The 25,950-nt window shown below is 39.9% G+C and carries 24 protein-coding genes; 21 read left to right on the top strand and 3 right to left on the bottom strand.

The genetic code is table 11. The annotated features are described in order from the left end of the window. Positions 1–351: 351 nt before the first annotated feature. On the top strand, positions 352–1,365 hold the full coding sequence (holA, locus tag V179_RS0113095) for a DNA polymerase III subunit delta (protein WP_028391870.1): 1,014 nt from the start codon (positions 352–354) through the stop codon (positions 1,363–1,365). Between the two features lie 164 nt (positions 1,366–1,529). On the opposite strand, the gene rpsT is transcribed toward holA, so the two are convergent. Next, positions 1,530–1,796 (bottom strand): 30S ribosomal protein S20, encoded by a 267-nt coding sequence (rpsT, locus tag V179_RS0113090; RefSeq protein WP_028391869.1) that lies wholly within the window; start codon positions 1,794–1,796, stop codon positions 1,530–1,532. Positions 1,797–2,112: 316 nt separating this feature from the next. Between rpsT and gpr the strand changes: the two genes are divergently transcribed. The 3 genes from gpr (at position 2,113) to V179_RS0113075 (ending at position 5,048) form a co-directional block, all read left to right on the top strand. Continuing rightward, the gene (gpr, locus tag V179_RS0113085) at positions 2,113–3,231 is read left to right on the top strand and encodes a GPR endopeptidase (RefSeq protein WP_028391868.1); all 1,119 of its coding nucleotides are present in this window, start codon (positions 2,113–2,115) and stop codon (positions 3,229–3,231) included. A 272-nt stretch (positions 3,232–3,503) separates the two neighbouring features. Continuing rightward, entirely contained in the window at positions 3,504–4,697 is a 1,194-nt protein-coding gene (gene spoIIP, locus V179_RS0113080) for a stage II sporulation protein P (protein ID WP_028391867.1), read from the top strand. A gap of 18 nt (positions 4,698–4,715) precedes the next feature. Then, positions 4,716–5,048, top strand: coding sequence for a YqxA family protein (locus tag V179_RS0113075; protein ID WP_028391866.1), 333 nt, complete (start codon positions 4,716–4,718; stop codon positions 5,046–5,048). A 328-nt stretch (positions 5,049–5,376) separates the two neighbouring features. Here the strand turns inward: V179_RS0113075 and V179_RS0113070 are convergent, their stop codons facing one another. Beyond that, a complete protein-coding gene (locus V179_RS0113070; protein WP_028391865.1) occupies positions 5,377–5,682 on the bottom strand; it encodes a hypothetical protein in 306 nt (101 codons plus the stop codon). A 192-nt stretch (positions 5,683–5,874) separates the two neighbouring features. Between V179_RS0113070 and lepA the strand changes: the two genes are divergently transcribed. The 10 genes from lepA to deoC all read left to right on the top strand — a co-directional run bounded on the left by lepA (position 5,875) and on the right by deoC (position 19,011). After that, positions 5,875–7,710 carry a translation elongation factor 4 gene (lepA, locus tag V179_RS0113065; RefSeq protein ID WP_028391864.1) on the top strand — a complete coding sequence of 612 codons (1,836 nt, stop codon included), beginning with the start codon at positions 5,875–5,877 and terminating at the stop codon, positions 7,708–7,710. A gap of 372 nt (positions 7,711–8,082) precedes the next feature. Further along, positions 8,083–9,225 carry a radical SAM family heme chaperone HemW gene (gene hemW / locus V179_RS0113060; RefSeq protein ID WP_028391863.1) on the top strand — a complete coding sequence of 381 codons (1,143 nt, stop codon included), beginning with the start codon at positions 8,083–8,085 and terminating at the stop codon, positions 9,223–9,225. Between the two features lie 123 nt (positions 9,226–9,348). Beyond that, on the top strand, positions 9,349–10,380 hold the full coding sequence (hrcA, locus tag V179_RS0113055; RefSeq protein ID WP_028391862.1) for a heat-inducible transcriptional repressor HrcA: 1,032 nt from the start codon (positions 9,349–9,351) through the stop codon (positions 10,378–10,380). Between the two features lie 90 nt (positions 10,381–10,470). Continuing rightward, on the top strand, positions 10,471–11,052 hold the full coding sequence (gene grpE, locus V179_RS0113050; protein WP_376766714.1) for a nucleotide exchange factor GrpE: 582 nt from the start codon (positions 10,471–10,473) through the stop codon (positions 11,050–11,052). A gap of 30 nt (positions 11,053–11,082) precedes the next feature. Then, the gene (gene dnaK, locus V179_RS0113045) at positions 11,083–12,915 is read left to right on the top strand and encodes a molecular chaperone DnaK (protein ID WP_028391860.1); all 1,833 of its coding nucleotides are present in this window, start codon (positions 11,083–11,085) and stop codon (positions 12,913–12,915) included. A 563-nt stretch (positions 12,916–13,478) separates the two neighbouring features. Then, positions 13,479–14,600: a molecular chaperone DnaJ gene (gene dnaJ / locus V179_RS0113040; protein ID WP_028391859.1), complete on the top strand. Its 1,122-nt coding sequence runs from the start codon at positions 13,479–13,481 to the stop codon at positions 14,598–14,600. 22 nt (positions 14,601–14,622) lie between these two features. After that, on the top strand, positions 14,623–15,564 hold the full coding sequence (prmA, locus tag V179_RS0113035) for a 50S ribosomal protein L11 methyltransferase (protein ID WP_028391858.1): 942 nt from the start codon (positions 14,623–14,625) through the stop codon (positions 15,562–15,564). Between the two features lie 397 nt (positions 15,565–15,961). Then, entirely contained in the window at positions 15,962–16,714 is a 753-nt protein-coding gene (locus tag V179_RS0113030; RefSeq protein WP_028391857.1) for a 16S rRNA (uracil(1498)-N(3))-methyltransferase, read from the top strand. Positions 16,715–16,719: 5 nt separating this feature from the next. After that, a complete protein-coding gene (gene mtaB, locus V179_RS0113025; RefSeq protein WP_028391856.1) occupies positions 16,720–18,072 on the top strand; it encodes a tRNA (N(6)-L-threonylcarbamoyladenosine(37)-C(2))-methylthiotransferase MtaB in 1,353 nt (450 codons plus the stop codon). A 267-nt stretch (positions 18,073–18,339) separates the two neighbouring features. Next, a complete protein-coding gene (deoC, locus tag V179_RS0113020; protein WP_028391855.1) occupies positions 18,340–19,011 on the top strand; it encodes a deoxyribose-phosphate aldolase in 672 nt (223 codons plus the stop codon). Positions 19,012–19,166: 155 nt separating this feature from the next. Here deoC and V179_RS0113015 read toward each other — a convergent pair whose 3' ends face one another. Further along, complete coding sequence (locus V179_RS0113015; protein ID WP_326929545.1) at positions 19,167–20,189, bottom strand: Na/Pi symporter; 1,023 nt, start codon at positions 20,187–20,189, stop codon at positions 19,167–19,169. Positions 20,190–20,337: 148 nt separating this feature from the next. Between V179_RS0113015 and rpsU the strand changes: the two genes are divergently transcribed. From rpsU to yqfD, 7 genes are all read left to right on the top strand, one after another. Continuing rightward, on the top strand, positions 20,338–20,511 hold the full coding sequence (rpsU, locus tag V179_RS0113010) for a 30S ribosomal protein S21 (protein WP_028391853.1): 174 nt from the start codon (positions 20,338–20,340) through the stop codon (positions 20,509–20,511). A 14-nt stretch (positions 20,512–20,525) separates the two neighbouring features. Further along, positions 20,526–20,969 carry a GatB/YqeY domain-containing protein gene (locus tag V179_RS0113005; protein WP_028391852.1) on the top strand — a complete coding sequence of 148 codons (444 nt, stop codon included), beginning with the start codon at positions 20,526–20,528 and terminating at the stop codon, positions 20,967–20,969. Positions 20,970–21,507: 538 nt separating this feature from the next. Beyond that, the gene (locus V179_RS0113000) at positions 21,508–22,824 is read left to right on the top strand and encodes an NfeD family protein (RefSeq protein WP_028391851.1); all 1,317 of its coding nucleotides are present in this window, start codon (positions 21,508–21,510) and stop codon (positions 22,822–22,824) included. A 26-nt stretch (positions 22,825–22,850) separates the two neighbouring features. Beyond that, on the top strand, positions 22,851–23,849 hold the full coding sequence (gene floA / locus V179_RS0112995) for a flotillin-like protein FloA (protein ID WP_084552342.1): 999 nt from the start codon (positions 22,851–22,853) through the stop codon (positions 23,847–23,849). A 23-nt stretch (positions 23,850–23,872) separates the two neighbouring features. Beyond that, positions 23,873–24,385, top strand: coding sequence for a hypothetical protein (locus V179_RS0112990; protein ID WP_028391849.1), 513 nt, complete (start codon positions 23,873–23,875; stop codon positions 24,383–24,385). Between the two features lie 76 nt (positions 24,386–24,461). After that, the gene (gene yqfC / locus V179_RS0112985) at positions 24,462–24,746 is read left to right on the top strand and encodes a sporulation protein YqfC (RefSeq protein ID WP_028391848.1); all 285 of its coding nucleotides are present in this window, start codon (positions 24,462–24,464) and stop codon (positions 24,744–24,746) included. A gap of 16 nt (positions 24,747–24,762) precedes the next feature. Further along, positions 24,763–25,950, top strand: coding sequence for a sporulation protein YqfD (yqfD, locus tag V179_RS0112980; protein WP_028391847.1), 1,188 nt, complete (start codon positions 24,763–24,765; stop codon positions 25,948–25,950).

Raw genomic sequence — 25,950 nt, 5'->3', positions numbered from 1 at the left:
CATTAGTCATGTAGGTGAGCGGCTAGTAAGAATAGCCATGGAGTAATACGTGTTATTTGCGAAAATCAACTTCCTATACTGACAAGAGTTGTCACAAATAGTTTTGCCTTACGGGGCTAAAATAAATGTACAAAGCACAGCAAATCGCTTGACTATTATCAAGAATAAAATACCGCTTTCGAGTAAGTTAAACCCGGGAACTTCCTTGACGGCGTTTATATAAAATAGGGAATTGGTCACAACGAGACCAATTCCCTAAAGTACGGGGAAAAATACACTGTTAATAGCTTGTCAAAATGTCTTGTTATCTATACGATAAGAGGGAGATTACATAAAAAGAGGCGGTATTCCTTGGTAGTAGATGTTTGGAAAAATATTAAGAAAAAGCAATTTGCGCCAATTTACTTATTGGTCGGAACAGAGTCGTATTTGATTAACGAAACGAAGCAGCTATTAATGCAGCATGCTCTTCACGGCGATGAAATTGATTTCAATTTTTCGCAATATGATCTTGAAGAAACACCGATAGAAACAGCGTTAGAAGATGCGGAAACACTGCCGTTTATCGGTGAGCGTCGCCTTGTTTTTGTTCAAAACCCTTTCTTTTTGACAGCGGGTGATAAGAAGCAAAAAGTAGAGCACGATGTGAAACGATTGGAAGCATATTTAGCTGATCCTGTTCCTTATTCCGTATTAGTTATTGCGGCACCGTATGAAAAACTAGATGAACGGAAGAAGATTACGAAAGAACTGAAACGCAAGGCTTGTGTTGTTGAAGCGAAGAAGTTAAACGAGCATGAACTAAAAGTATGGATCAAAGATAGAGCAGCGGCATCTCACATTCAAATAGACGAACAAGCAATTGACCTATTGCTTGAATTAGCTGGAACTAATTTAATGATGTTAACGAATGAACTAGATAAAATGGCCATGTATGTAGGGGAAGAAACAAGGATTGATACAGCGATCGTTGAAAAATTAGTAGCGAAATCACTGGAACAAAATATTTTTACATTAGTAGATCATTTACTGCAGCGGAAAATTGAAAGTGCGATTACTATTTTTCATGATTTACTGCGCCAAAATGAAGAGCCAATTAAAATCCTGAGTGTAATGGCCGGGCAAGTACGCCTTCTGTATCAAGTAAAGGAATTGGCAAGACAAGGATACAGTCAGCAAAAAATCGCAGCTTCCATGAAGATACACCCGTATCGAGTGAAACTGGCCCTTGAAAAAACCGGGAAATTTGGTGAAAGCGAATTGATGACAATTATGCATGAACTCGCTGAAGCGGATTATAAAATGAAGACAGGGCAAAGTGATAAAGCCATTACGCTTGAACTGTTAATGCTAAAGATGGGGTAATTTATCCCGGTTAAACAGACTGTAGCACCCCTGCATCAATTATTGTGGGGAAAATCAAGAAAAAATAGGTGGGGGAAAAAACTCCACTGATAGAAGTTTCACTTTATTGGAATTAAAAAAGGTGTCCGTATAAACGGACACCTTTTTCCCTGTAAAACAATCGATTAAGCGTTTAGAGCATTAAGTCTTTTCGCTAAACGAGATTTTTTACGGGCTGCCGCATTTTTATGGATTAATCCTTTAGATGCAGCTTTGTCTAATTTTTTAGCAGCTAGTAAAAGAGTTTCTTTTGCAGTTTCAACATTGTCACCAGCAAGAGCAACTTCAGCGTTTTTAATTGTTGTACGCATTGTAGATTTTACAGTAGCGTTTTGAACACGTTTAGAGTTGTTAATTTTTACGCGTTTAATAGCAGATTTAATATTTGGCATTCCGTTCACCTCCTACATAAGAAATCGAGATTATATGAACTCGACTTATCAGTTCTATACTTAAATAGCACAAGTGATATTTTATCAGAATGCATCCCATAATGCAATACTCTTCAAAAGGAATAATTGGCTTAAAAGCAAACTTTATCTCGTTATAAACATTGTACCAAAAAAATGAATAAGAAAAAAGAAATATCAGCAGAATGGTAATAAGAAAAGTGGAATTTCCCTAAGAATTTCAAAGGAAGCTAGCCACAAAGCTTGAAAATTAGACAAATCGTCAAAGAAAAATACCGTTTCATATATGGAGGTCAATATGGAAAAGAATTTGGATTTAAGCCAGTTTTCGATAAGAACGGATCTTGCAGTGGAAGCTACTGCATTAGCTGCGGCTCATAAAGGTGTTTCAAGTGAGAAAAATATTTCAAAAATAGAAGGAGTGATCATTAAGGAAAAAAATAAAAGTGATTTAAAAATTTCTCTTGTAGAGGTGACCGAAAAAGGTGCCGAGCAAATAGGCAAGAAAAAAGGTAGTTATTTAACCATTGAAGTGCAAGGGATTCGCCAACAAAATACTGAAACACAGCAAATGGTAGAGAAGGTGTTTGCAGAAGAGTTAGCACAATTTTTACAGGCAAAAAAAATTTCCAAAGATAGCAGTTGTCTCGTAGTTGGCCTTGGAAATTGGAATGTAACGCCTGATGCACTAGGACCTGCTGTAGTTGAGAATCTAGTTATTACGAGACATCTGTTCGAATTACAGCCTGAATCTGTTGAGGAAGGATTTCGTCCTGTAAGCGGTGTGGCTCCTGGTGTCATGGGGATTACTGGGATTGAAACGAGCGATATTATTCAAGGCGTGATTGATAAAAGTAAACCGGACTTTCTAATTGTCATAGATGCGCTGGCCGCAAGTTCAATTGAGAGAGTAAACTCTACTATTCAAATTACTGATACCGGCATTCATCCAGGTTCCGGTGTAGGCAACAAGCGAAAAGAATTAAGTCAGGATACACTTGGCATTCCTGTAATTGCAATCGGCGTTCCGACTGTTGTAGATGCGGTTTCGATTACAAGTGACACGATCGATTATATATTAAAGCATTTTGGGAAAGAGTTGAGAGAAGGGGAGAAACCATCGAGAGCGCTGGCACCAGCGGGCTTCAGTTTTGGGAAAAAGAAGAAGCTGACAGAAGAGGACTTACCTGACGAATCGCAGCGCCAAACCTTTCTTGGCATCGTTGGGACACTACCGGAAGACGAGAAAAAAAAGTTGATTTATGAGGTGTTATCACCAATTGGGCATAATCTTATGGTGACGCCAAAAGAAGTAGATGTGTTTATCGAGGACATGGCCAACCTGATTGCAAATGGGTTGAATGCGGCGTTGCATGGATCAATTAATCAAGAAAACACTGGTTACTATACTAGATAGAAAACTATTATGGCTTTAAAACGCCACTATTTACTATGAAGGATAGGTCATGAAGCACGCTACACTCACCTAATCATAACGGTGGCGATGCGGAGCCGATTATGGATGCTTTCTAGAGAAGATCAGTATACCTGCTAATTAGATTGGCTATATTAATAAGTCTCAAAGCCTCGATCCTACGTCCTTCATCAAAACATGCTTTTCAACTGATAGTTCTACTCTTTCTATTAAAGTCATATTTATAGGAGACAAGCAATAGAGAGGGTGGAAAAATGAAAAGAGACCGATCAGGCGGAATAATCACAGTTGTCCACGGAGCTACAATTATTAAAGCGTTTTTGTCCGTTCTCGTCATGATGGTTTTGCTATTTTCAGTTATTGGAGTTATGACGTCTTTACGTCCTGAATACCGAATTTCCTCAGAATCTGTGAATGCAATGACTGATCAGTTTTCAGGGAAAATGTTGTATTCATTACTAGCAAATGAAAATCATTATTTTTTTTCAGCACTACCTGAGGGGAAGTCGAGTCCAAAAATCACGGAGCAAGTATTAAAACTATCAGCAAACATATCATTAGATGATCCGCGAAGTCTTCTAGGGCGAGAACTTCCGGGATTTTCAATTTTTGATAGTGAGATTCTAGTGGCAGGAGAAGGAACGAATTATACGAATATGCCGTATGAATCCTCGCCGCCAAATGATGTTCTAAATGATGAACGAGAAGCAGCCATACAGAATTTAGAAGGGATCGTAGAACCGACCAAAGATCCTGTACAAACACCAGCGGTGACGACGGATGGAAAAAAGGTTGTGTATATTTATCATTCGCACAATAGGGAGTCATTTTTACCTTACTTAAAAGGTGTTACATCACCGAACCTAGCCTATCATTCACAAATCAACATAACGAAGCTTGGAAAGAAACTGCTTCAAGATTTGGAAAGTAACGGGATCGGCTCTTCCCTGGAAACAACAGATATACAGGCTAACTTAAACAAAAAAGGACTGAAATATACTAAGTCTTATCAGGAATCACGGTCAGTTGCTGTTAGTGCGATGGAAAATAATCAAGATTTGGATTATTTAATCGATATTCATCGTGATTCTAAAAGAAAAAAGAATACAACCATTACGATTAACGGGAAACAATACGCCAAAATAGCCTTTGTCATAGGTTCGAATAATCTTAACCCCGAGAAAAATATTGAGTTAGCTACAAAGCTTCATCATGCCATCGAGAAAAAGTATCCCGGATTATCAAGGGGAGTTTTGAAACAAGGTGGCAAAGGGAACAATGGTGTCTATAATCAAGACCTCTCTGCAAATGCGATGTTAATTGAAGTAGGTGGCGTTGACAATACATTTGAAGAAATGTATTCAACTATAGATGCATTTGCCAATGTTTTTAGTGAATTCTACTGGGATGCGAAGGAAGTTCAAGGACCGGTTACGGAGAAAAAATAATAGAGAGGAGTGTCATAAGTGCTTCGATTTTCTTTGAAATGCTTCGTCCTAGTCCTCGTTTTATTTTTTGGCGTGTTGCTTGGCATGCAACAAGCGAGTACAGGTATGCAAAAAATGAAAGGGTATGATGATTCCTCCCTCTATAATGCTTTCACAGTTACGGAATCGGATAAAGGAGACATTCAAGCATCTATTCTTGGAGAAACAGTCACGAGCCATGATTTAGCCAAGAAAAAAGAAAAACTTGAAGAAATGAAAGCCTATAATTTTTTCTCATCGGTAGGAAAAGGAATAAGTGACGCTGTTTCTAGTGTTTTTAAACAAGCGTTTCAATTCATTTCGGATCTCTAATAAATCGCTAAGAAACCAAGTGAAGATTTTTTCTGAACTTGGTTTTTTTATGGAGAATAGGAAGTGACGCTAATATTTATTAAACAATCCATCCAAATTTTATAAAAAAGTAACCAAATGATACAAAAGCTGTGCATCATGGTGGAAACAGCGGTCTGATTACGTACATCAATACTTCTTTTTCAAGCTTTACGCGCTGAAATCAAATTTGTGAGCGGGAATAGCTTATTTTCGCGCCAAAATGGAAGGTTTTCGTGCCAGAATGTACACTTTGCGAGCGAGAATTGAGATTTGCGTGCCGGAGCTGACCAAGGCACTTCCGCTTTTCTTACTGTCCAGCTCCAGTGCCTAGCTTGCTGTGAAAAAGATGATTGCCCTCAAGAGGCAAAGGGCGCCTCCCAAGGTCAATCCCTATTTTCTTCGCAAGCTGACCAAGGCACTTCCGCTTTTCCTGCTGTCCAGCTCCAGTGCCTAGCTTGCTGTGAAAAAGTTGATTGCCCTCAAGAGGCAAAGGGCGCCTCCCAAGGTCAATCCCTATTTTCTTCGCAAGCTGACCAAGGCACTTCCGCTTTTCCTGCTGTCCAGCTCCAGTGCCTAGCTTGCTGTGAAAAAGTTGATTGCCCTCAAGAGGCAAAGGGCGCCTCCCAAGGTCAATCCCTATTTTCTTCGCAAGCTGACCAAGGCACTTCCACTTTTCCTACTGTCCAGCTCCAGACGCCATCGGCTCGAACATAAGCAGGCACCTTCCGCTTTTTCTTGAATCTTGCTTTTTCTCTTGTTATAATGTAAAACAGTGCATTTGTGTCGAGAAGTAGGAGTGAACGCGATGAATAGAGAAGAAAAATTAAAAAGACAATCTAAAATTAGAAATTTTTCCATCATTGCTCATATTGACCATGGGAAATCGACGTTGGCAGATCGGATTTTAGAAAAGACGAATGCCTTGCAGCAACGTGAAATGAAGAATCAGCTGCTCGATTCAATGGATTTAGAGCGTGAACGTGGAATTACGATTAAATTGAATGCTGTACAATTAAAGTATCTAGCGAAAGATGGAGAAGAGTATATTTTCCATTTAATCGACACACCGGGACACGTCGACTTTACGTATGAAGTTTCTCGAAGCTTAGCAGCATGTGAAGGTGCTGTGCTCGTAGTTGATGCTGCGCAAGGAATTGAAGCGCAGACGCTAGCTAATGTGTATTTGGCATTAGATAATGATCTTGAAATTATTCCTGTTATTAATAAAATTGATCTTCCGAGTGCTGATCCTGAACGGGTAAGAAATGAAATTGAAGAAGTCATCGGCCTGGATGCATCAGATGCAGTTCTTGCTTCTGCTAAAGCTGGTATTGGAATTGAGGATATTCTAGAACAGGTTGTTGAATTAGTTCCAGCACCACAAGGAGATCCAGATGCTCCTTTAAAAGCGCTTATCTTTGACTCCGTGTATGATGCGTATCGCGGTGTTGTTGCTTATATCCGTGTGATTGACGGTTCAGTTAAAGTAGGCGATCGAGTAAAAATGATGGCGACTGGCAAGGAGTTCGATGTCACAGAAGTTGGGGTCTTCTCACCGAAAGCTCAACTTGTTGATGAACTTAATGTCGGCGATGTTGGCTTTTTATCAGCATCTATTAAACATGTTGGGGATACACGTGTCGGGGATACGATTACGAATGCCAAAAATGGTGCGACTGAAGCGCTACCTGGTTACCGAAAACTTAATCCAATGGTGTATTGCGGACTATATCCAATTGATTCGTCGAAATTTAATGACTTGCGTGACGCTCTTGAAAAGCTTGAATTAAATGATTCCGCTTTGCAGTTTGAACCTGAGTCATCACAAGCACTCGGGTTTGGTTTCCGATGTGGTTTTTTAGGACTACTACATATGGAAATTATTCAAGAACGGATTGAACGTGAATTTAAAATCGATTTAATTACGACAGCGCCAAGCGTTATTTATGATGTCATTATGACAGATGGTACACAGCTAAAAATTGATAACCCGTCTAATATGCCGGAAGCACAAAAAATTGAGCATGTTGAAGAACCTTATGTTAAAGCATCGATGATGGCTCCAACGGAATTTGTCGGCGCTATTATGGAGCTTTGTCAAAACAAACGAGGGAATTTCATCGACATGCAGTATTTAGATGAAACGCGTGTCAGCATCAATTATGAAATTCCACTTTCTGAAATTGTTTATGATTTCTTTGATCAATTGAAATCAAATACGAGAGGCTATGCTTCATTTGATTATGAATTAATCGGCTATAAACCGTCTAAACTAGTGAAGATGGATATTCTATTGAATGCAGAGACTGTGGATGCATTAAGCTTTATCGTTCACAATGATTTTGCTTATGACCGCGGGAAAGTCATTGTTGAAAAATTAAAGAAGCTAATCCCAAGGCAGCAATTTGAAGTACCGATCCAAGCGGCAATCGGTCAAAAAATCGTTGCTCGTTCTACGATAAGTGCGATGCGGAAAAACGTTCTTGCAAAATGTTATGGCGGTGACATTTCACGTAAACGTAAGCTTCTTGATAAGCAAAAAGAAGGTAAAAAACGGATGAAGCAAGTTGGATCTGTTGAAGTGCCTCAAGAAGCATTTATGGCTGTACTAAAAATGGACGACACAACGCCAAAAAAATAAAGTGAGATTCAAAAAGAGGGTAGGCCATGGTATTTTCGGTGTCTAGCCTCTTTTTGATTTTTTATCCCGCATTAACGGAAAGTCAAGCCCCCCCACCTCAAGCCTATTAGGGACAAAGATGGTAGGTGGGGGACAAAAATTGCCCGTAAAAGCCCAATCGGGTTCGTACTGTCGATTGATCGAAGTGTGTGCTACGATCTCTTAGCGACAGTAGAACGGGACTAACCATCAGTGGGGGATGAAGGACAAGGACCCCCGCTGATGGAAGTTTCACTTTATACGAAACAAATATGGCGTTAAAACGTCACCATTTACCAGGAAGGACCTATCCTGTAGTACAAAAAAGGATAAATAACAAAGGTTGTGAACAATATGATAAAAAGCGCTTATATCCATATCCCGTTTTGTGAGCATATTTGCCACTATTGTGATTTCAATAAAGTTTTTTTAAAAGGGCAGCCGGTTGATGATTATTTAGCGATGATGACAAGAGAAATGCAATTACAGCTTGATAAGTATCCAACAGCAGGGCTTGATACTATTTTTGTCGGTGGTGGAACTCCGACATCTTTAGACGAAAAACAGCTTGCTTACCTTTGTGATTCAATTTCTGACTGGATGCCAATGAATGCAGGAGCAGAATATTCCTTTGAAGCGAATCCTGGTGATCTCTCTCGTGAAAAATTGGATATCATGTTTCAATCAGGTGTAAATCGACTTAGTTTTGGGGTACAGAGCTTTAATGATGAGTTATTAAAGAGAATTGGTCGGACACACCGAGCGAAAGAAGTGTATGAAACGATTGAAAAAGCACAATCAGTTGGCTTTACAAATATAAGCATCGACTTAATTTATGGGCTTCCAGGTCAAACAATGGCTGATTTCATTGAAACGCTTGATACAGCGCTTGCGCTTGATTTGCCCCATTATTCTAGTTATTCGCTCATAGTGGAGCCAAAAACGGTTTTTTATAATTTGATGCAAAAAGGAAAACTAAACTTGCCACCTCAAGATTTAGAAGCAAGGATGTATGAGTTGCTCATGGAAACGATGGATCGACATGGTCTCTATCAATATGAAATCAGCAATTTTGCCAAAGTAGGCTATGAAAGTCGCCATAACCTAACATACTGGAATAATGATGAGTATTATGGCATCGGTGCTGGCGCCCATGGCTATACGGCGGGCCGACGAATTGCTAATCATGGACCTGTGAAGAAGTATATGGCACCGCTTGTAGATAACGAGCTACCTGTCCTAGAAAATCATCTTGTCCCCATTCATGAACAAATGGAAGAGGAAATGTTTTTAGGGTTAAGAAAAACTGCCGGAGTTTCTTACTCTGGATTTTTCGATAAATTTCGGGTGGAAATGACAGATGTTTTTGCAAAACCGCTCGAAAAGCATATAGGTAAAGGCTTGCTTTTCGAGAAGGACGGGTTCGTCCGATTAACGAAGCAAGGTAAACTACTTGGTAATGAAGTATTCCAGGAATTCCTAGGTTTAGAAAAATGAAATACATTCTCAAAAAAATGAAGAAAGTTCTAGGTCTTAACCGTTGACATCACTACGCGCTTTTGATAATTTATTAGTATATTAGCACTCACAAGTACAGAGTGCTAACAGGGGGGATCATAGATGATAACTGATCGTCAATTATTAATCCTTCAAGCTATTATTGATGACTTTATTCGAAATGCCCAACCAATTGGATCGCGGAGTTTGTCGAAAAAAGAAGGAATTACCTTTAGTTCTGCGACCATTCGAAATGAGATGTCGGATTTAGAGGAATTTGGTTTTTTAGAAAAAACACATACCTCTTCAGGGCGAATTCCTTCTGAAAAAGGGTATAGATATTATGTAGATCATTTGTTAGCACCGGAAAGAATAAAAACAGATGATCGGCGTATTATACGCTCGATTTTTGCAGATCGGATTTATGAACTTGAGAAAATCGTTCAAAAATCGGCCAAAATTCTTTCAGAACTAACGAATTACACATCTATCGTTTTAGGCCCAAAAGTCAAAGATAACAAGCTAAAGAAGATTCAAATTATCTCGCTTACTAAAGAAACGGCGATTGCGATTATTATTACTGACACTGGACATGTTGAGAATAAGGTGATTTCGCTTCCACCGTCTTTTGATATGAATGAAATCGAGAAAATGGCGAATATTTTAAATGATCGACTTGTTGGGGTCCCTCTTGCTGAACTACGTGATAAGATTTATAAAGAAGTAGCTGTCTTGCTTAGTCAGCATATTCAAAATTATGGTACGCTCGTGTCATCTCTTGCAGAAACACTAGATATCTCTAACCCGCCAAAATTATTTTTTGGTGGCAAAACGAATATGTTGAAGCAACCTGAGTTTCATGATATTGATAAAGTATCTTCACTGCTTTCATTGATTGACCAAGAACAGGGACTTTATGAAATTATGAAGCAAAATCCAGCTGGTATTCACGTGAAAATCGGCAGAGAAAACAATAATGTATTACTCGAAGATTGCAGTTTGATTACCGCGACGTATTCTGTCGGGGAGCAACAAGTAGGCACGATTGCGATTCTTGGACCGACAAGAATGGAATACTCACGCGTAATCAGTTTGCTGGAATTTTTCTCAAAAGATATGACAGCTCTGCTTACAAAGCTGTATCAAAATTATTAGTAAAGGCAATATTTGGGGATGCGCAGGAAGTAATTCTGCCGTTCTCTATGTCTTACATATATAAAGCACCCATTTTTAGGAGGTGAGATTGTGACAGAAGAGAGAAAGAATGAACAGCCAGTAAACGAAGAAACTGTTGAAGCTATTTTTGCTGAAGAAGATGTTCAAGTTGAGCAGGCGAATGAAGAAGCTGTTACTCCTATGGACGAACTTCAAACGGCTACTGCGAAAATTGAAGAATTGGAAGCAAAGCTAGAAGAAATGGATAATAAATATTTACGTTTACAAGCTGATTTTGATAATTCAAGAAGACGTGCGAAGCTTGATATGGAAGCTGCATTGAAATATAGAGCTCAAAGCCTTGCTGGCGATTTAATTCAGTCTCTAGATAATTTTGAAAGAGCGATGAAAATCGAAAGCGATAATGAAGAAACCAAATCGGTAATTGCCGGAATGGATATGATCTACAAAGGTATTGTAGAGGCATTGAAAAAAGAAGGCGTAGAAGCGATTGAAGCTGTAGGAAAAGAATTTGATCCACATATGCATCAAGCTGTTATGCAAGTACAAGATGATAGCGTTGAATCAAATATTGTTGTGGAAGAATTCCAAAAAGGCTATAAATTGAAGGATAGAGTCATTCGTCCGTCAATGGTCAAAGTAAGCGAATAATACTACATAAATAGCAGGAGGTAAGTGACTATGAGTAAAATAATTGGTATTGACTTAGGAACAACGAACTCATGTGTATCTGTACTTGAAGGTGGAGAACCGAAAGTAATTCCGAATCCGGAAGGAAATCGTACAACACCATCTGTTGTTGCTTTTAAAAATGGTGAAAGACAAGTTGGGGAAGTAGCAAAACGTCAAGCAATTACTAACCCTAATACAATTATCTCTGTTAAACGTCATATGGGAACAGATCACAAAGAAACAATTGAAGGTAAAGATTATTCACCTCAAGAAGTTTCAGCTATTATTCTTCAATACTTGAAATCATATGCAGAAGAATACCTTGGTGAAAAAGTAACGAAAGCAGTTATCACGGTTCCTGCATACTTTAATGATGCAGAACGTCAAGCGACAAAAGATGCTGGTCAAATCGCTGGTCTTGAAGTAGAACGTATTATTAACGAACCAACTGCTGCAGCTTTAGCTTACGGTTTAGATAAAACAGATCAAGATCAAACGATTCTTGTTTTTGACCTTGGTGGCGGTACGTTCGACGTTTCTGTTATGGAATTGGGAGACGGCGTTTTCGAAGTAAAAGCAACGGCTGGTGATAACAAACTTGGTGGAGATGATTTCGACCAAGCGGTTATTGACTATTTAGTCGCTGAATTTAAAAAAGAAAACGGCATTGACTTAGGAAAAGATAAGATGGCGCTACAACGTTTGAAAGACGCAGCTGAAAAAGCGAAAAAAGACCTTTCTGGTGTTACGTCTACTCAAGTTTCATTGCCATTTATTACAGCTGGAGAAGCAGGCCCGCTTCACTTAGACGTTACGATAACAAGAGCAAAATTTGATGAAATCACAGCTGGACTTGTAGAGCGCACAATGGGACCAACTCGTCAAGCATTGAAAGATTCAGGACTTTCTGCATCTGAAATTGACAAAGTCATTCTTGTTGGTGGATCAACACGTATTCCTGCTGTTGTTGAAGCAATCAAAAAAGAATTAGGTCAAGAACCATCAAAAGGTGTAAACCCGGATGAAGTAGTAGCAATGGGTGCAGCAATTCAAGGTGGCGTTCTGACTGGAGATGTGAAAGACGTTGTTCTACTTGACGTAACTCCACTTTCTCTTGGTATCGAAACAATGGGCGGCGTATTTACGAAATTGATTGACCGTAATACAACAATTCCGACAAGTAAATCACAAGTATTCTCAACGGCTGCTGATAATCAAACAGCGGTAGATATCCATGTTCTTCAAGGTGAGCGTCCAATGTCTGCGGATAACAAAACGCTTGGTCGTTTCCAATTAAGCGACATTCCACCAGCACCACGTGGAATTCCACAAGTTGAAGTAACGTTTGATATTGACAAAAACGGTATCGTAAACGTTCGTGCGAAAGACCTTGGTACAAACAAAGAACAAGCGATCACAATTAAATCATCTTCAGGTCTATCTGATGAAGAAATCGATCGTATGGTACGTGAAGCAGAAGAAAATGCTGATGCAGATAAACAACGTAAAGAAGAAGTTGAACTTCGCAACGAAGCAGATCAACTTGTTTTCCAAACGGAAAAAACGTTAAAAGAACTTGAAGGTAAAGTCGATGAAGCGGAAGTTGCAAAAGCAAACGAAGCGAAAGACGAACTGAAAGCTGCGATTGAGAAAAACGAATTAGAAGAAATTCGTACGAAAAAAGACGCGCTTAATGAAATCGTTCAGGCTTTAACAATGAAACTTTATGAAGAAGCTGCAAAAGCACAACAAGCTGCTCAAGGTGCAGAAGGTCAAGCACAACCATCAAATGATGATGTAGTGGACGCTGAATTCACAGAAGTAGACGACGATAAAAAATAATAAACGAGATATGGCGATGGATTAACAAAGTGCCAACTCTCTGAAGAAAAGTCAAAGTCAGGTTATCTTGGCTTTGGCTTTTTTGAGATAAGATTTGTCAGCGCAGGCTTAAAAAAGCTGGGATGTTTACTACGTTCCTTTATGCGGTGGATTTGGTTGGATTTCCATGAATACGCACGTTTTTCTTATTTTCTAACTACAGCGCCTAGCTCGCTTTAGAAAACGTTGATTGCCACAAGATGGCGAAGAGCATGCCATCATGCGTCAATCCTCGTTTTCTTCGCGAGCTGCCCAAGGCGCTTACGTTTTTCTTATTGTCTAGCTTCAGCACCTAGTTTCCTGTGAAAAAGTTGATTGCCACAAGATGGCCAAAAGCGCGCCATCATGCGTCAACCCCCTTTTTCTTAGGCCCACAGGAAGTGGGTCATGCCGACGTTGCCACAGGAAGTGGCGATCTTAGTCGGCCTTCTTTAAGAGGTGCTTCAGCTTTTCTTATTGCACTATATCTTCGATGAATGTTAGAATAATCTTTATGTGAAAAGGATCGGGAGTGAGAAAGAGGAATGAGTAAACGAGATTATTATGAGGTACTTGGGGTTTCCAAAGGTGCTTCTAAAGATGAAGTGAAAAAAGCATATCGTAAGCTTTCTAAACAATATCATCCAGATATTAATAAAGCAGAAGACGCTGCTGATAAATTTAAAGAGATTACAGAAGCGTATGAAGTTTTAAGTGATGATCAGAAGAAAGCCCATTATGATCAATTTGGACACACAGATCCGAATCAAGGTTTTGGTGGTCAGGACTTTGGCGGCTTTGGTGGTTTTGAAGACATTTTCAGTACGTTCTTTGGTGGCGGTGGTGGAAGAAGAAGAGATCCGAACGCCCCAAGACAAGGAGCAGATTTACAATACACGATGACTCTTTCGTTTGAAGAAGCAGTGTTTGGTAAAGAGACTGTAATCGAAATTCCTCGTGAAGAAACATGTGACACATGTTCTGGTTCGGGAGCTAAACCAGGAACAAAGGTAAACACTTGTTCACATTGTCATGGTACTGGTCAATTGAACGTCGAGCAAAATACAGCATTTGGCCGCATAGTTAACCGTCGTACTTGTCATCATTGTCAAGGAACAGGGAAAATCATTCCTGAAAAATGTTCAACATGTAGTGGTACTGGAAAAGTTCAAAAACGTAAAAAGATTGAAGTTAAAGTTCCAGCAGGAATTGATGACGGTCAACAACTTCGCGTTACAGGTCAAGGTGAGCCAGGATTCAATGGCGGTCCAGCTGGAGACTTATATGTAGTGTTCCGAGTACGTGAACATGAATTTTTTGAGCGTGAAGGCGATGATATTTATTGTGAAATGCCGATTACATTTACTCAAGCGGCATTGGGAGATGAAATCGAAGTTCCTACTGTCCACGGAAAAGTGAAGCTGAAAGTTCCAGCAGGTACACAAACAGGTACTCGTTTCCGTCTGAAAGGAAAAGGTGTTCAAAATGTACGTGGCTATGGTCAAGGTGATCAGCATGTAGTTATTTTACTAGTAACACCGAGAAAACTTACTGAAAAACAAAAGCAATTACTCCGTGAATTCTCTGAAATCAGTGGGCAGAATGCTCCAGATGAACAAGAAGATGGTTTTTTTGCTAAAGTAAAACGCGCATTTAAAGGTGATTAATTGATTAGGGGAGTTGGTAGAAATGAAATGGTCTGAAATTGCAATCCATACAACGAATGAAGCGGTCGAACCTGTTTCCAATATACTACATGAGGCGGGTGCGAGTGGAGTTGTTATTGAAGATCCTTTGGAACTGTTGAAAGAACGAGAAAACGTCTTTGGAGAAATCTACCAGCTCAACCCTGCCGATTATCCCGAAGAAGGCGTTGTCGTTAAAGCATATATTCCTGTGAATAGTTTCTTAGGTGAGACAGTTGATGCGATTAAAGAATCCATTAATAATCTATTAGTTTTTGATATTGATCTAGGCTTAAATGCCATTTCAATTAGTGAAGTGAATGAAGAAGAGTGGGCGACTGCCTGGAAGAAATACTATCATCCTGTTAAGATTTCCGAACGTTTTACCATAGTGCCAACTTGGGAAGACTATACACCAGTGAACAGTGATGAGCTGATTATTGAATTAGATCCAGGAATGGCCTTTGGAACAGGAACCCATCCGACGACAGTTATGTGCATTCAAGCATTAGAGCGTACTGTAAAGCCTGGAGATGTCGTGGTGGATGTAGGTACGGGTTCTGGTGTTCTAAGTATTGCTGCTGCTTTACTTGATGCAAAAAACGTTCAGGGTCTTGATTTAGATGAGGTTGCAGTCCGTTCAGCGAACATCAATGTGAAACTTAATAAAGTTCAAGAACGAGTAACTGTTTCACAAGGCAATTTACTAGATGGGATCAAAGAACAAACAGATGTGGTCGTAGCGAATATTTTAGCTGAAGTTATCCTTCGCTTTACCGACGATGTGGCAAAAGTTGTAAAACCAGGAGGCTATTTTATTTCATCCGGAATTATTCAACCGAAAAAACAAGAAGTAAAAGATGCGATAATTGCGGCAGGTTTCACAATTGAAGAGACGCTTTTAATGGAAGATTGGGTCGCGTTTATCGCCAAAAGAAACCAATAAAGTGAAACTTCAATCAGAGGGGGGGCTTCATCCCCCTCTGATTGATAGTTGAACCAATCTGGCTTTTACGGGCAGTTATCCCCCACCTACGCTTCTTCGATTCCTCTAAGCCTAGAGAGGTGGGTGTTACTGCCCGTTAATGCGGGATAAAATGTTGCATACTAAAGAGATCATGAAGGTGGCAAAAGCAGTTGCCACCTGTTTTGTATGAAGGACATGGGGACTTAGGCTTTGCGACTTACTAATTTAGCCAATCTACTATGTAGTTATCCTTCCATTATTAAGATTATACTCCCAAATCCAGCACCGCTACCATTGTGATTATGCTAGTGTAGCGTGCTTCAGGATGAAGCCTTCAAAGTAAATGGTGGCGTTTTGTATGAAAGTAGGTGTTTGTTTGCAACGATATTTCTTAGAAGCGGATGCGTTTGTAGAAGGAACGATTCAAATCACTGGGGCGGATTTTCATCACATGACAAGGGTAATGAGAATGAGCATTGCAGACCAGTTGATTGCAGTTAAGCCGGATGGAGAAGCGGCATTGGCTGAGATTGTAGACGTGACAAGTGAAGCTGTACGAGCTACTGTTGTTGAATGGTTAAAAGAAGATAAAGAACTGCCGATTAAACTTGCAATTGCGAGCGGTCTGCCTAAAGGGGATAAACTGGAAGTAATCGTCCAAAAAGGAACGGAAATGGGTGCGCATGAGTTTATCCCTTTCATTGCGGCTCGTTCGGTGGTAAAATGGGACGAAAAAAAGGCTGGGAAAAAGATTGAACGCCTGCAGAAAATTGCCAAGGAAGCGGCGGAGCAGTCGCATCGCACAGTACTTCCTCATGTAACAGAACCACTGAACTTAGGAAGTCTCATCAAGCATGCCGATGAGTATGATGTGAAAATGGTTGCATTTGAAGAGTCAGCAAAACAGGGAGAGAAGGGTGCTCTTGTTTCTGCTTTGCAAAACATGAAAACAGGGCAATCCATGCTCTTTGTATTCGGACCAGAAGGTGGTTTAACAGAGCGAGAAGTCACTCAACTAACTGAAGCAGGATTTACTCTCTGTGGCCTTGGACCAAGAATATTACGAACTGAAACAGCGCCACTTTATGCATTGGCTGCTGTTTCCTATCAATTAGAATTATTGAGGTGAAGAAGATGACAACTGTCGCTTTTCATACATTAGGATGTAAAGTAAACCATTATGAAACGGAAGCCATTTGGCAATTATTTAAAAACGATGGCTATGAACGTGTTGAATATGAAACGAATGCAGATGTATATGTAATCAATACATGTACAGTTACAAATACGGGTGATAAAAAAAGTCGTCAAGTTATTCGCCGGGCGATTCGTAAAAACCCTGATGCGGTTATAGCTGTAACAGGGTGTTATGCTCAAACGTCACCTGCTGAAATTATGGCTATTCCTGGTGTTGATATCGTAGTTGGTACGCAAGACCGGTCGAAGATGCTAGGCTATATTGAGCAATTCAAACAAGAAAGACAACCGATTAATGGTGTTGGTAACATCATGAAATCCCGTGTATACGAAGAACTTGATGTACCGGCATTTACCGATCGCACACGAGCTTCTTTGAAGATTCAAGAAGGATGTAACAACTTCTGTACATTTTGTATCATTCCTTGGGCTCGCGGTTTAATGCGTTCCCGTGACCCGAAAGAAGTGCTTCATCAAGCGCAACAACTAGTAGACGCTGGTTACAAAGAAATAGTTTTGACTGGTATTCATACAGGTGGCTATGGTGAAGATATGAAAGATTATAATTTAGCGAGATTGCTTAGAGATTTAGAAACGCAAATCGTTGGATTAAAACGAATCAGAATTTCTTCGATTGAGGCAAGCCAAATTACCGATGAAGTTATTGAGGTGTTGACGAATTCCGATAAAGTCGTACGTCACCTACACATTCCAATTCAATCTGGATCTGATACCGTTCTTAAACGGATGAGAAGAAAATATTCCATGGAATTTTATGCAGATCGTTTAGTGAAGCTACGTCAAGCTTTACCGGGTCTAGCGGTTACTTCCGATGTAATTGTCGGCTTCCCAGGTGAAACGGAAGAAGAATTCATGGAAACATATAATTTTATTAAAGACCATAAATTCTCTGAATTGCACGTATTCCCGTATTCTAAACGAACAGGCACTCCAGCTGCTAGAATGGCAGATCAAGTGGATGAAGAAGTGAAGAATGAACGTGTACACCGTTTAATCTCGCTTTCTGAGCAACTTTCAAAAGAATATGCTTCTCTTTTTGAAGGGGAAGTGCTAGAAGTTATTCCAGAGGAGCTTTACAAAGAGGATCCAAAAAGCGGCTTATACGTAGGCTATACAGATAACTATTTAAAAGTTGTCTTCCAAGCTACTGAAGAAATGGTTGGCGAAATTGTGAAAGTGAAAATTACAAAATCAGGTTACCCATATAATGAAGGACAGTTTGTGACAGTTGTGAAAGATTCTGAAGCAGCAGCTGGAATTGTAGGCTAACCAAGGGCAGTGGGTGTCTAATAAGGGTCTGACCTCGCACTCTAAATCAGTAGGTAGTGTGTCATACACTTAACTTATACTGAATTTAGTTGTTGTGGGGTATGGCCCTTCTTTATTTTTATAAATATCCAGATACTTGCACACAATAATAACTATGAGTTCAAACATGTAAGTTTATTTCTTATTTCTCGTCATATTCAATTAAACATGATATGATAAAGAGGTACGTACAACTAATCGTCTTAGTTTTGAAGGGAGATTTTATATATGACACAAAATATCGCAAAATTAATTGATCATACGTTATTAAAAGCAGATGCAACGAAGGCACAAGTTAAACAATTATGTGAGGAAGCAAGTGAGCACCACTTCGCATCAGTGTGCGTTAACCCTACTTGGGTTGCATATGCGAGTGAATTGCTTGCAGGTTCTGATGTAGTCGTTTGTACAGTAATCGGCTTCCCTTTAGGAGCAAATACTCCTGAAACGAAAGCATTTGAAACGAAGAATGCCATTGAAAATGGTGCAAACGAAGTAGATATGGTGATTAATATCGGCGCCTTAAAAGATAAAGATGATGAATTAGTAGAACGAGATATTCGTGCGGTTGTCGAAAGTTCAAAAGGAAAAGCATTATCCAAAGTCATTATTGAAACGTCTTTATTGACAGAAGAAGAAAAAATCCGTGCATGTGAACTTGCTGTAAAAGCGGGGGCTGATTACGTGAAAACGTCAACTGGCTTCTCAACAGGCGGAGCGACTCCTGAGGATATTGCACTTATGAGAAAAACAGTGGGTCCAACGATCGGTGTTAAAGCGTCAGGCGGTGTTCGTAATACGGAAGATGCAGTAAAAGTAATCGAAGCAGGAGCAACTAGAATTGGTGCAAGTGCAGGGATTGCGATTGTGAATGGTTTAACGGCTGATTCTGATTATTAAGTCGAAATAACTTAGTATCCATAGCAAAGGGTCTGACTTCACACACTATATTGTATAGATGTGGAGCCAGACCCTTTCGTTTTGGGCAAAAGCTTGGTAAAAAGATTCGTCTAGTTCCGGGCTATGCGACTAATTGAAAATTTATACGTCGAATCTCAGAATTTATGCGTTTTTTTCGTATGAATTTTTAAAACAAAGCTCGCAAATTGCTTTGAGAAAGGCAACACGGCGAGTGATGTGAAGACATTAAACAAAACGCTTGCATGAGCAAGCTGCATGTCCTTTGAAGAAGTTAACGCTTGTGCGAATGTTCCTAAATAATGGATTAGTGGTATAAATAGCAAAACCCCTAGTAAATTCAACCAAATATGTGCGTACGCGGTAAGGGATGCATCCTTACCAGAGCCGATGCTTGCCATCCAACCGGTTATGCACGTTCCAACATTTGAACCAAGCATAATCGCGATTGCGCTTGCTAAAGCCATATCCCCACCTGCCAAAAAACTCATCGTAATGCCGATGGTCGCTGAGCTTGAGTGAATGATGGCTGTCATGATAATTCCTGTTAAGAGTGCAATAAAAAGATGACTGTCCATTTCGGCGAGCAAATGCTTGGTAAATGGATAATTGGCTAATGAGGATGATAGAAATTTAAAGCCGCTCATAGCTGCAAAGATAGAGCTTATCCCAATTAATGCCGTTCCCAAACTCCTTGCAAGTGTCGATGGGAGTAACCAAAATAATGCCCCACTAATAACACCTGGAATAATATATGAGTCAAGTGAGAAGGTCATGAACTCTGTTGTGAAGGTGGATCCAATATTCGTGCCAAGAATAATGCCGATCGTTTGCCGAAACGCGATGCTTCCTGAAGAAACCAGTCCGACTGTCATGACCATGACCGCTGAGCTACTCTGGAGTATTCCTGTAGAAAGGATGCCTGCCAAGAATCCTTTCCAAGGCCGATTCGTTATTTTTCCAAGCACGGTTTTTAATTTTTCTCCAGACAAATTAAATAAGCCGATTCGCAAAACAAACATACCAGTAAGAAAAATGATAATAAACAATCCGAATAAGACTAAATCCTTCACGTAGCTCACCTCTGCTAAATTGTATGGATAAGTTCCATAGGACATGCTTGTTTGATACAATATGTATGGAATGTATAATTTTTTCATAAAAATATTCAAAATATATCGCAGTAAACGACAATTAGTTTGAATTAACCAGTTGACCTGATTAGTGGCATATATTATAATGGTTTAGTACATGTATAACATGTTGACAACTTGAGTTAGTGTGTTGTTTTCGGAGGGAGGGAAAGAGATGTCTAAAACCGTCGTTCGTAAAAACGAATCGCTTGAAGATGCTCTTCGTCGTTTCAAACGTACTGTATCTAAAGCAGGATCGCTTCAGGAAGCTAGGAAGCGTGAATTTTATGAAAAGCCAAGTGTAAAACGTAAGAAAAAGTCTGAAGCTGCAAGAAAACGTAAATTCTAAGAGAGGGTGGAAAGATGAGTCTTCTCGAGCGTTTAAATAATGATATGAAACAAGCGATGAAGAACAAAGAAAAGGACAAACTATCTGTTATTCGTATGCTTAAATCTTCTCTTCAAAACGAAGAGTTGAAAAAGCGCGAAGTATTAACAGATGATGAAGAATTGACAGTGCTCTCTCGCGAATTAAAACAACGCAAAGACTCCCTCCAAGAGTTTGAAAATGCAGGTCGTATCGATCTCGTGGATAAAGTCCGTACCGAAATAGATTACGTTGAGGCATATATGCCGGAGCAACTTTCAGAAGAAGAGATTTCAGAGATTGTAAAAAATACAATCGAAGAAGTCAACGCATCATCTAAAACAGATATGGGCCGAGTAATGGGAGCGCTTATGCCGAAAGTAAAAGGCAAAGCAGATGGTTCTCTTGTAAATAAGTTAGTGCAACAACATCTATCTTAAACTCAAAAACCCAAAGCCATAGGCATTGCGCCTATGGCTTTTTGTTTGCGCACAGAAATGCAATATCTTCATGAATGTATAAGCATTACATAAGTTTGTCCTGCATTCCAGGCAATAAGACCCGAGCTCAAGCTTGTGAGGAACAAAGTAGATGAGGTGGGGAACAAACCCCTGTAAAAGCCCGATTGGTGAGATACAGTGAAAATAAAGGTATAGTTGAGGCCCACACCAAAGGATGTGGGTCACACAGACGTTGTCGCAGGAAGCGGCGTACTTAAGTTTGTGATTCAATTTCGGGTTCGTAGCGTCGCTTTATCGAAGTGGAACGGAGAAATTAGCGACACTAGAACGGGACTAACCATCAGTGGGAGATGAGGGAATACCCCCACTGAAGGAAGTTTCACTTTATAAGGGATTATCCTTGCTGATTTTAGCTTGATGGGCGATACTCAAAATAGCTGTAAAGATTCTGAAACCTTTGGGCAATACATACGTAATAAAGAGGAGAAGAAAAAATTAAAGAAAGGAGGCATCTCCTTTGAGAATATGGCGTTCCGTACTAATTGGATTATTATTCTTAGTAGTAACAAGTTTGTTGATCATTCAGCCTACTAACGTAAAAGCTGAGGATGGGATTGTTTATCTCGTTCCGATTAAAGATACGGTAGAGGATGGTTTGTATGCATTTATTGATCGGGCATTGACAACTGCTGAGGAAAACGGAGCTAAAGTCGTAATTTTCGAAGTAGATACACCAGGGGGAGCGGTTAATTCGGCGACCAGGATTGGGAAACGTATGCAAAATACGCCCGTTGCGACAGTGGCTTATGTGAATAACCGAGCACTATCGGCAGGCGCTTATATCTCGCTCAATACAGATAAAATCTATATGGCGCCTAATGCGACAATGGGATCAGCAGCTGTTATTGATGCAGCAGGTAATGCAGCGAGTCTCAAGGCTCAATCAGCTTGGGTTGCTGCAATGAAAACAGCAGCTGAACAAAATGGTCGTGATCCTATCTATGCACAAGCGATGGCTGACGTAGATATTAATCTACCTGAATATGATGCAGGAAAAGGCAAACTCTTAACGTTCACAGCTGGGCAAGCAAAAAAAGCGGGTTATAGTGAAGGAACAGTGAGTACCAAAAGTGAGTTATATAAGTTTCTTGGCGTAGAAGATGCTAGCATACAGTCCATTGATGAGAGCATCGCCGAAAAAATTGCCCGCTTTCTGACTAATCCATTTGTTATTCCAGTACTGTTATTGATTGCTGGCATTGGGATTGTGATGGAGTTATTTACCCCAGGCTTTGGTATCCCTGGTACAACTGGACTTATTGCCTTATTGCTCTATTTTTACGGCCATTTCGTAGCAGGGCTTGCAGGCTATGAAGTTTTAGTTTTATTTATCGCAGGAGTTTTATTATGTATCCTCGAATTGTTTATCCCTGGTGGGATCGTTGGTGCACTTGGTATGGCAGTGGTCATCGTCAGTCTGTTCTTGGCATCTAACAGTCCGGTCCAATTAGGGATTTCTCTACTAGTTGCATTGGCAGTATCTATACTTGTGTTTATCCTACTTGTAAAGGTGTTTGGAAAAGAGATGAAATTTTTTAGAAAAATTGTGTTGAAAGACTCAACGAGCTCTGAGCAAGGCTATATATCAAATGTGAGCAGGATTGAATTGGTTGGAATGGAAGGAATTACTCTAGTTGATTTGAGACCTTCAGGAACGGCTGAGATTAACGGTGAACGTTTAGATGTTGTTTCAGAAGGAAGCTTTATTTCTAAAAACTCTAAAGTTAAAGTTGTAAAAGCAGAAGGATCACGAATTGTCGTTCGTGAAATTTAAATGATTGTCATTTTATTTTTGAAAGGATGAATAGTTTGGACGCAAATATTATTTTTATTATTTTGGCTGCGATAGCGATTATTATCGTACTGTCAGTATTTTTTACATTTGTCCCTGTTACACTTTGGATTTCAGCATTAGCTGCTGGGGTAAGAGTCAGCATATTTACATTAATTGGGATGAGGTTACGCCGAGTTATTCCAAGTCGTGTGGTCAATCCACTAATTAAAGCACATAAAGCAGGCCTCAGCGTACAGACGAACCAACTGGAAAGTCACTACTTAGCAGGAGGGAACGTCGATCGTGTTGTGAATGCGTTAATTGCAGCAGAACGAGCGAACATTACTCTTCCTTTTGAAAGAGGCGCGGCGATTGATCTAGCCGGCCGTGATGTATTAGAAGCAGTACAAATGAGCGTTAATCCAAAGGTGATTGAAACTCCTTATATTTCAGGTGTAGCGATCAACGGGATCGAAGTAAAAGCGAAAGCAAGAATCACAGTGCGTGCAAATATTGAACGTCTTGTCGGGGGAGCTGGTGAAGAAACGATCATCGCTCGTGTCGGTGAAGGGATTGTCGCAACGATTGGTAGCTCCAAAAGCCATACAGATGTACTTGAAAATCCTGATTTGATCTCCCGTACCGTATTATCAAAAGGGTTAGATGCTGGTACTGCATTTGAAATTCTCTCGATTGATATTATGGATGTGGATATCGGGAAAAACATTGGAGCGATTTTGCAAACAGACCAAGCGGAAGCAGATAAGAAAATCGCACAAGCAAAAGCAGAAGAACGTCGTGCGATGGCTGTTGCAGAAGAACAAGAAATGGTTGCTCGCGTACAAGAAATGAGAGCGAAGGTTGTTGAAGCGGAGGCAGAAGTTCCATTGGCAATGGCTGATGCATTGAAGTCAGGCAATCTTGGTGTGATGGATTACATGAACATCCAAAATATTGAAGCAGATACAGGTATGCGTGGTTCCATTGGCAAAATGTCTAAAGGACCTAAGGATAATGACAAGTAAGACATTGGGAAGGGAGGCTTACTATGGAATCCCTCTTTGATTGGATCTTTGGGAACATCTGGGTTATCGCCATTATTTTTGGGATAATTTCTAGTATGTTTAGTAAAAAGAAAGCAACCCAGCGTGACCCTAAGAGTACGGGAACACCTACTACACCTATTAACCAGAAGCCGGTGCGTGAACAAAATCTGCCTAAGCATGATCAGTCGAAAACGATTCGCCAATTTTATGAGGAAGCTAAGAAGGCGATGGAGCCATCGCGCCCTGATACTCTTGAAATTGAAACTGATACAAAGCCAAATGCAGAAGTCTGGCTAAAAGAGCAAGAGCTTAAACAACAGGAAGCTGAGCGAAAGCGACAAATTCAACTTAAAGAGGATTTAGCCGTGAGGAAAGAGATTTCTGATGATAGCAGCCCAGTTTACCAAACGAACTTTACCATTAGTCAGCAGAAGGTACTTGATGGCATTATTATGGCTGAAGTGCTTGGTCCTCCAAGAGCTAAGAATAGACGTCGTTTGGGACGACGTAAGTAAGTATATAGGAGTGTAAAATAATGGTGCTAGAACCCCCATTCATTTCATACATTGAGATGAAAGGGGGTTCTTTTTTATGGCACAAAAATGGGGGCAGCGATTTAGAAGACTTCTTGTTAAAACAATGGATCTGCCGCAAGATGTCATGATGGACCTGCCAAGAATTACGATGATTGGTCAATTACATATTTATATTGAAAATCATAGAGGCTTACTAAACTTTACAGATACAGAAGTCCGGCTTCTTTTAAAAAATGGGCAGCTACTCGTTAAAGGACGTTCATTTGTGATCAAAACGATTTTGCCCGAAGAAATTATGCTAGAAGGTAAAATTGATCAGGTTTCGTATATTAACGAGTAAGCTTGGGAGGAGAACCATGAAGAATCAATGGACAAACTTGTACACAGGATTTGTAGAGGTTAAAGCGAGTGGGAAAGGAACGGAGCGGTTAATAAATGAACTGATTAGACAAGGGGTTTCGGTATGGGATATCAGGAGAACTGCTCCTGGTATTCTTATCTTTTGTATGGATGTAAAGGAGATTTCGAATCTGCGGAAAGCCGTTCGAAAAAATGAATGTAAAGTTACTTTTATAAAAGGAAGCGGAGGTCCCTTTTTTCTTAAAAGACTGATCAAAAATAGCGGCTTCGTCATCGGATTTTTGGCTTTTCTGATTACGATTTTCGTATTATCTAATATGGTTTGGGGAATAGAAGTGCACGAAGCAAGTCCAGATACAGAGCATGCGATTCGTAAAGAATTAGATAAGATGGGGATAAAAAAAGGAAAGCTGCAGTTCTTACTGCTTGACGTGGATGAGATTCAGCGCCGGTTAGGAGATAAAATAGACGTGTTAACGTGGGTAGGTGTAGATTTAAAAGGTACAACCTATCACTTCCGGGTCGTTGAGAAAGAGACACCGGAAGAAGTGAAAACATATTCGCCACAGCATTTGGTTGCGAAGAAAAAAGCCGTTATTAAGAAAATGCTCGTTGAAAAAGGGAAGCCTATTGTTAGTATTAATGATTATGTTACAAAAGGGCAGTTACTCGTATCAGGTCTAATTGGCAAAGAGGATCAGCCACAATTGGTACCCGCAATTGGAGAAGTTTTCGGGGAAACTTGGTATAAGGCAACAGTCGAAGTTCCTCTAAAAACGAATTTTTCTGTTTTTAATGGCGATGAATCAACAAAACACTATATTTCTATCGGCGATCTTTCTATCCCTATTTGGGGATTTAAGAACCCGGATTATCCAGCATACGAAACCGAAACAACATCAAGGCCTTTCCTTTTTTTACAATGGAAATTACCAATATCCTATAAAACGGAAACGTTAAGAAGTAAAGAAGATTTGATTCGGGAATATACAAAGAGTGAAGCTATGAAAGAAGCGAAAAAAATGGCAAAAGTAAGCTTAGAAAAAGAACTCCCAGAAGATGGAGAAATCATTGGCGAAAAAGTTTTGCACCTAGGCATAGACAATGGTAAAGTAAAACTATCAATACATTATCAAGTTATCGAAAACATTGCGATTGGGAAACCAATTATTCAAGGAGACTAA

The sequence above is a fragment of the Bacillus cihuensis genome, from assembly GCF_000504145.1.
GTDB classification, from domain to species: domain Bacteria; phylum Bacillota; class Bacilli; order Bacillales; family DSM-1321; genus Peribacillus; species Peribacillus huizhouensis.
This window is presented reverse-complemented; position numbering and strand designations above follow the sequence as displayed.

Bases quoted from the DNA above. Each gene is read 5' to 3' on its own strand.
- rpsT (WP_028391869.1), bottom strand. From the start codon at position 1,796: ATGCCAAATATTAAATCTGCTATTAAACGCGTAAAAATTAACAACTCT.
- gpr (WP_028391868.1), top strand. From the start codon at position 2,113: ATGGAAAAGAATTTGGATTTAAGCCAGTTTTCGATAAGAACGGATCTT.
- spoIIP (WP_028391867.1), top strand. From the start codon at position 3,504: ATGAAAAGAGACCGATCAGGCGGAATAATCACAGTTGTCCACGGAGCT.
- lepA (WP_028391864.1), top strand. From the start codon at position 5,875: ATGAATAGAGAAGAAAAATTAAAAAGACAATCTAAAATTAGAAATTTT.
- hemW (WP_028391863.1), top strand. From the start codon at position 8,083: ATGATAAAAAGCGCTTATATCCATATCCCGTTTTGTGAGCATATTTGC.
- hrcA (WP_028391862.1), top strand. From the start codon at position 9,349: ATGATAACTGATCGTCAATTATTAATCCTTCAAGCTATTATTGATGAC.
- dnaK (WP_028391860.1), top strand. From the start codon at position 11,083: ATGAGTAAAATAATTGGTATTGACTTAGGAACAACGAACTCATGTGTA.
- dnaJ (WP_028391859.1), top strand. From the start codon at position 13,479: ATGAGTAAACGAGATTATTATGAGGTACTTGGGGTTTCCAAAGGTGCT.
- prmA (WP_028391858.1), top strand. From the start codon at position 14,623: ATGAAATGGTCTGAAATTGCAATCCATACAACGAATGAAGCGGTCGAA.
- mtaB (WP_028391856.1), top strand. From the start codon at position 16,720: ATGACAACTGTCGCTTTTCATACATTAGGATGTAAAGTAAACCATTAT.
- deoC (WP_028391855.1), top strand. From the start codon at position 18,340: ATGACACAAAATATCGCAAAATTAATTGATCATACGTTATTAAAAGCA.
- V179_RS0113015 (WP_326929545.1), bottom strand. From the start codon at position 20,189: ATGAAAAAATTATACATTCCATACATATTGTATCAAACAAGCATGTCC.
- rpsU (WP_028391853.1), top strand. From the start codon at position 20,338: ATGTCTAAAACCGTCGTTCGTAAAAACGAATCGCTTGAAGATGCTCTT.
- V179_RS0113005 (WP_028391852.1), top strand. From the start codon at position 20,526: ATGAGTCTTCTCGAGCGTTTAAATAATGATATGAAACAAGCGATGAAG.
- floA (WP_084552342.1), top strand. From the start codon at position 22,851: ATGAATAGTTTGGACGCAAATATTATTTTTATTATTTTGGCTGCGATA.
- V179_RS0112990 (WP_028391849.1), top strand. From the start codon at position 23,873: ATGGAATCCCTCTTTGATTGGATCTTTGGGAACATCTGGGTTATCGCC.
- yqfC (WP_028391848.1), top strand. From the start codon at position 24,462: ATGGCACAAAAATGGGGGCAGCGATTTAGAAGACTTCTTGTTAAAACA.
- yqfD (WP_028391847.1), top strand. From the start codon at position 24,763: ATGAAGAATCAATGGACAAACTTGTACACAGGATTTGTAGAGGTTAAA.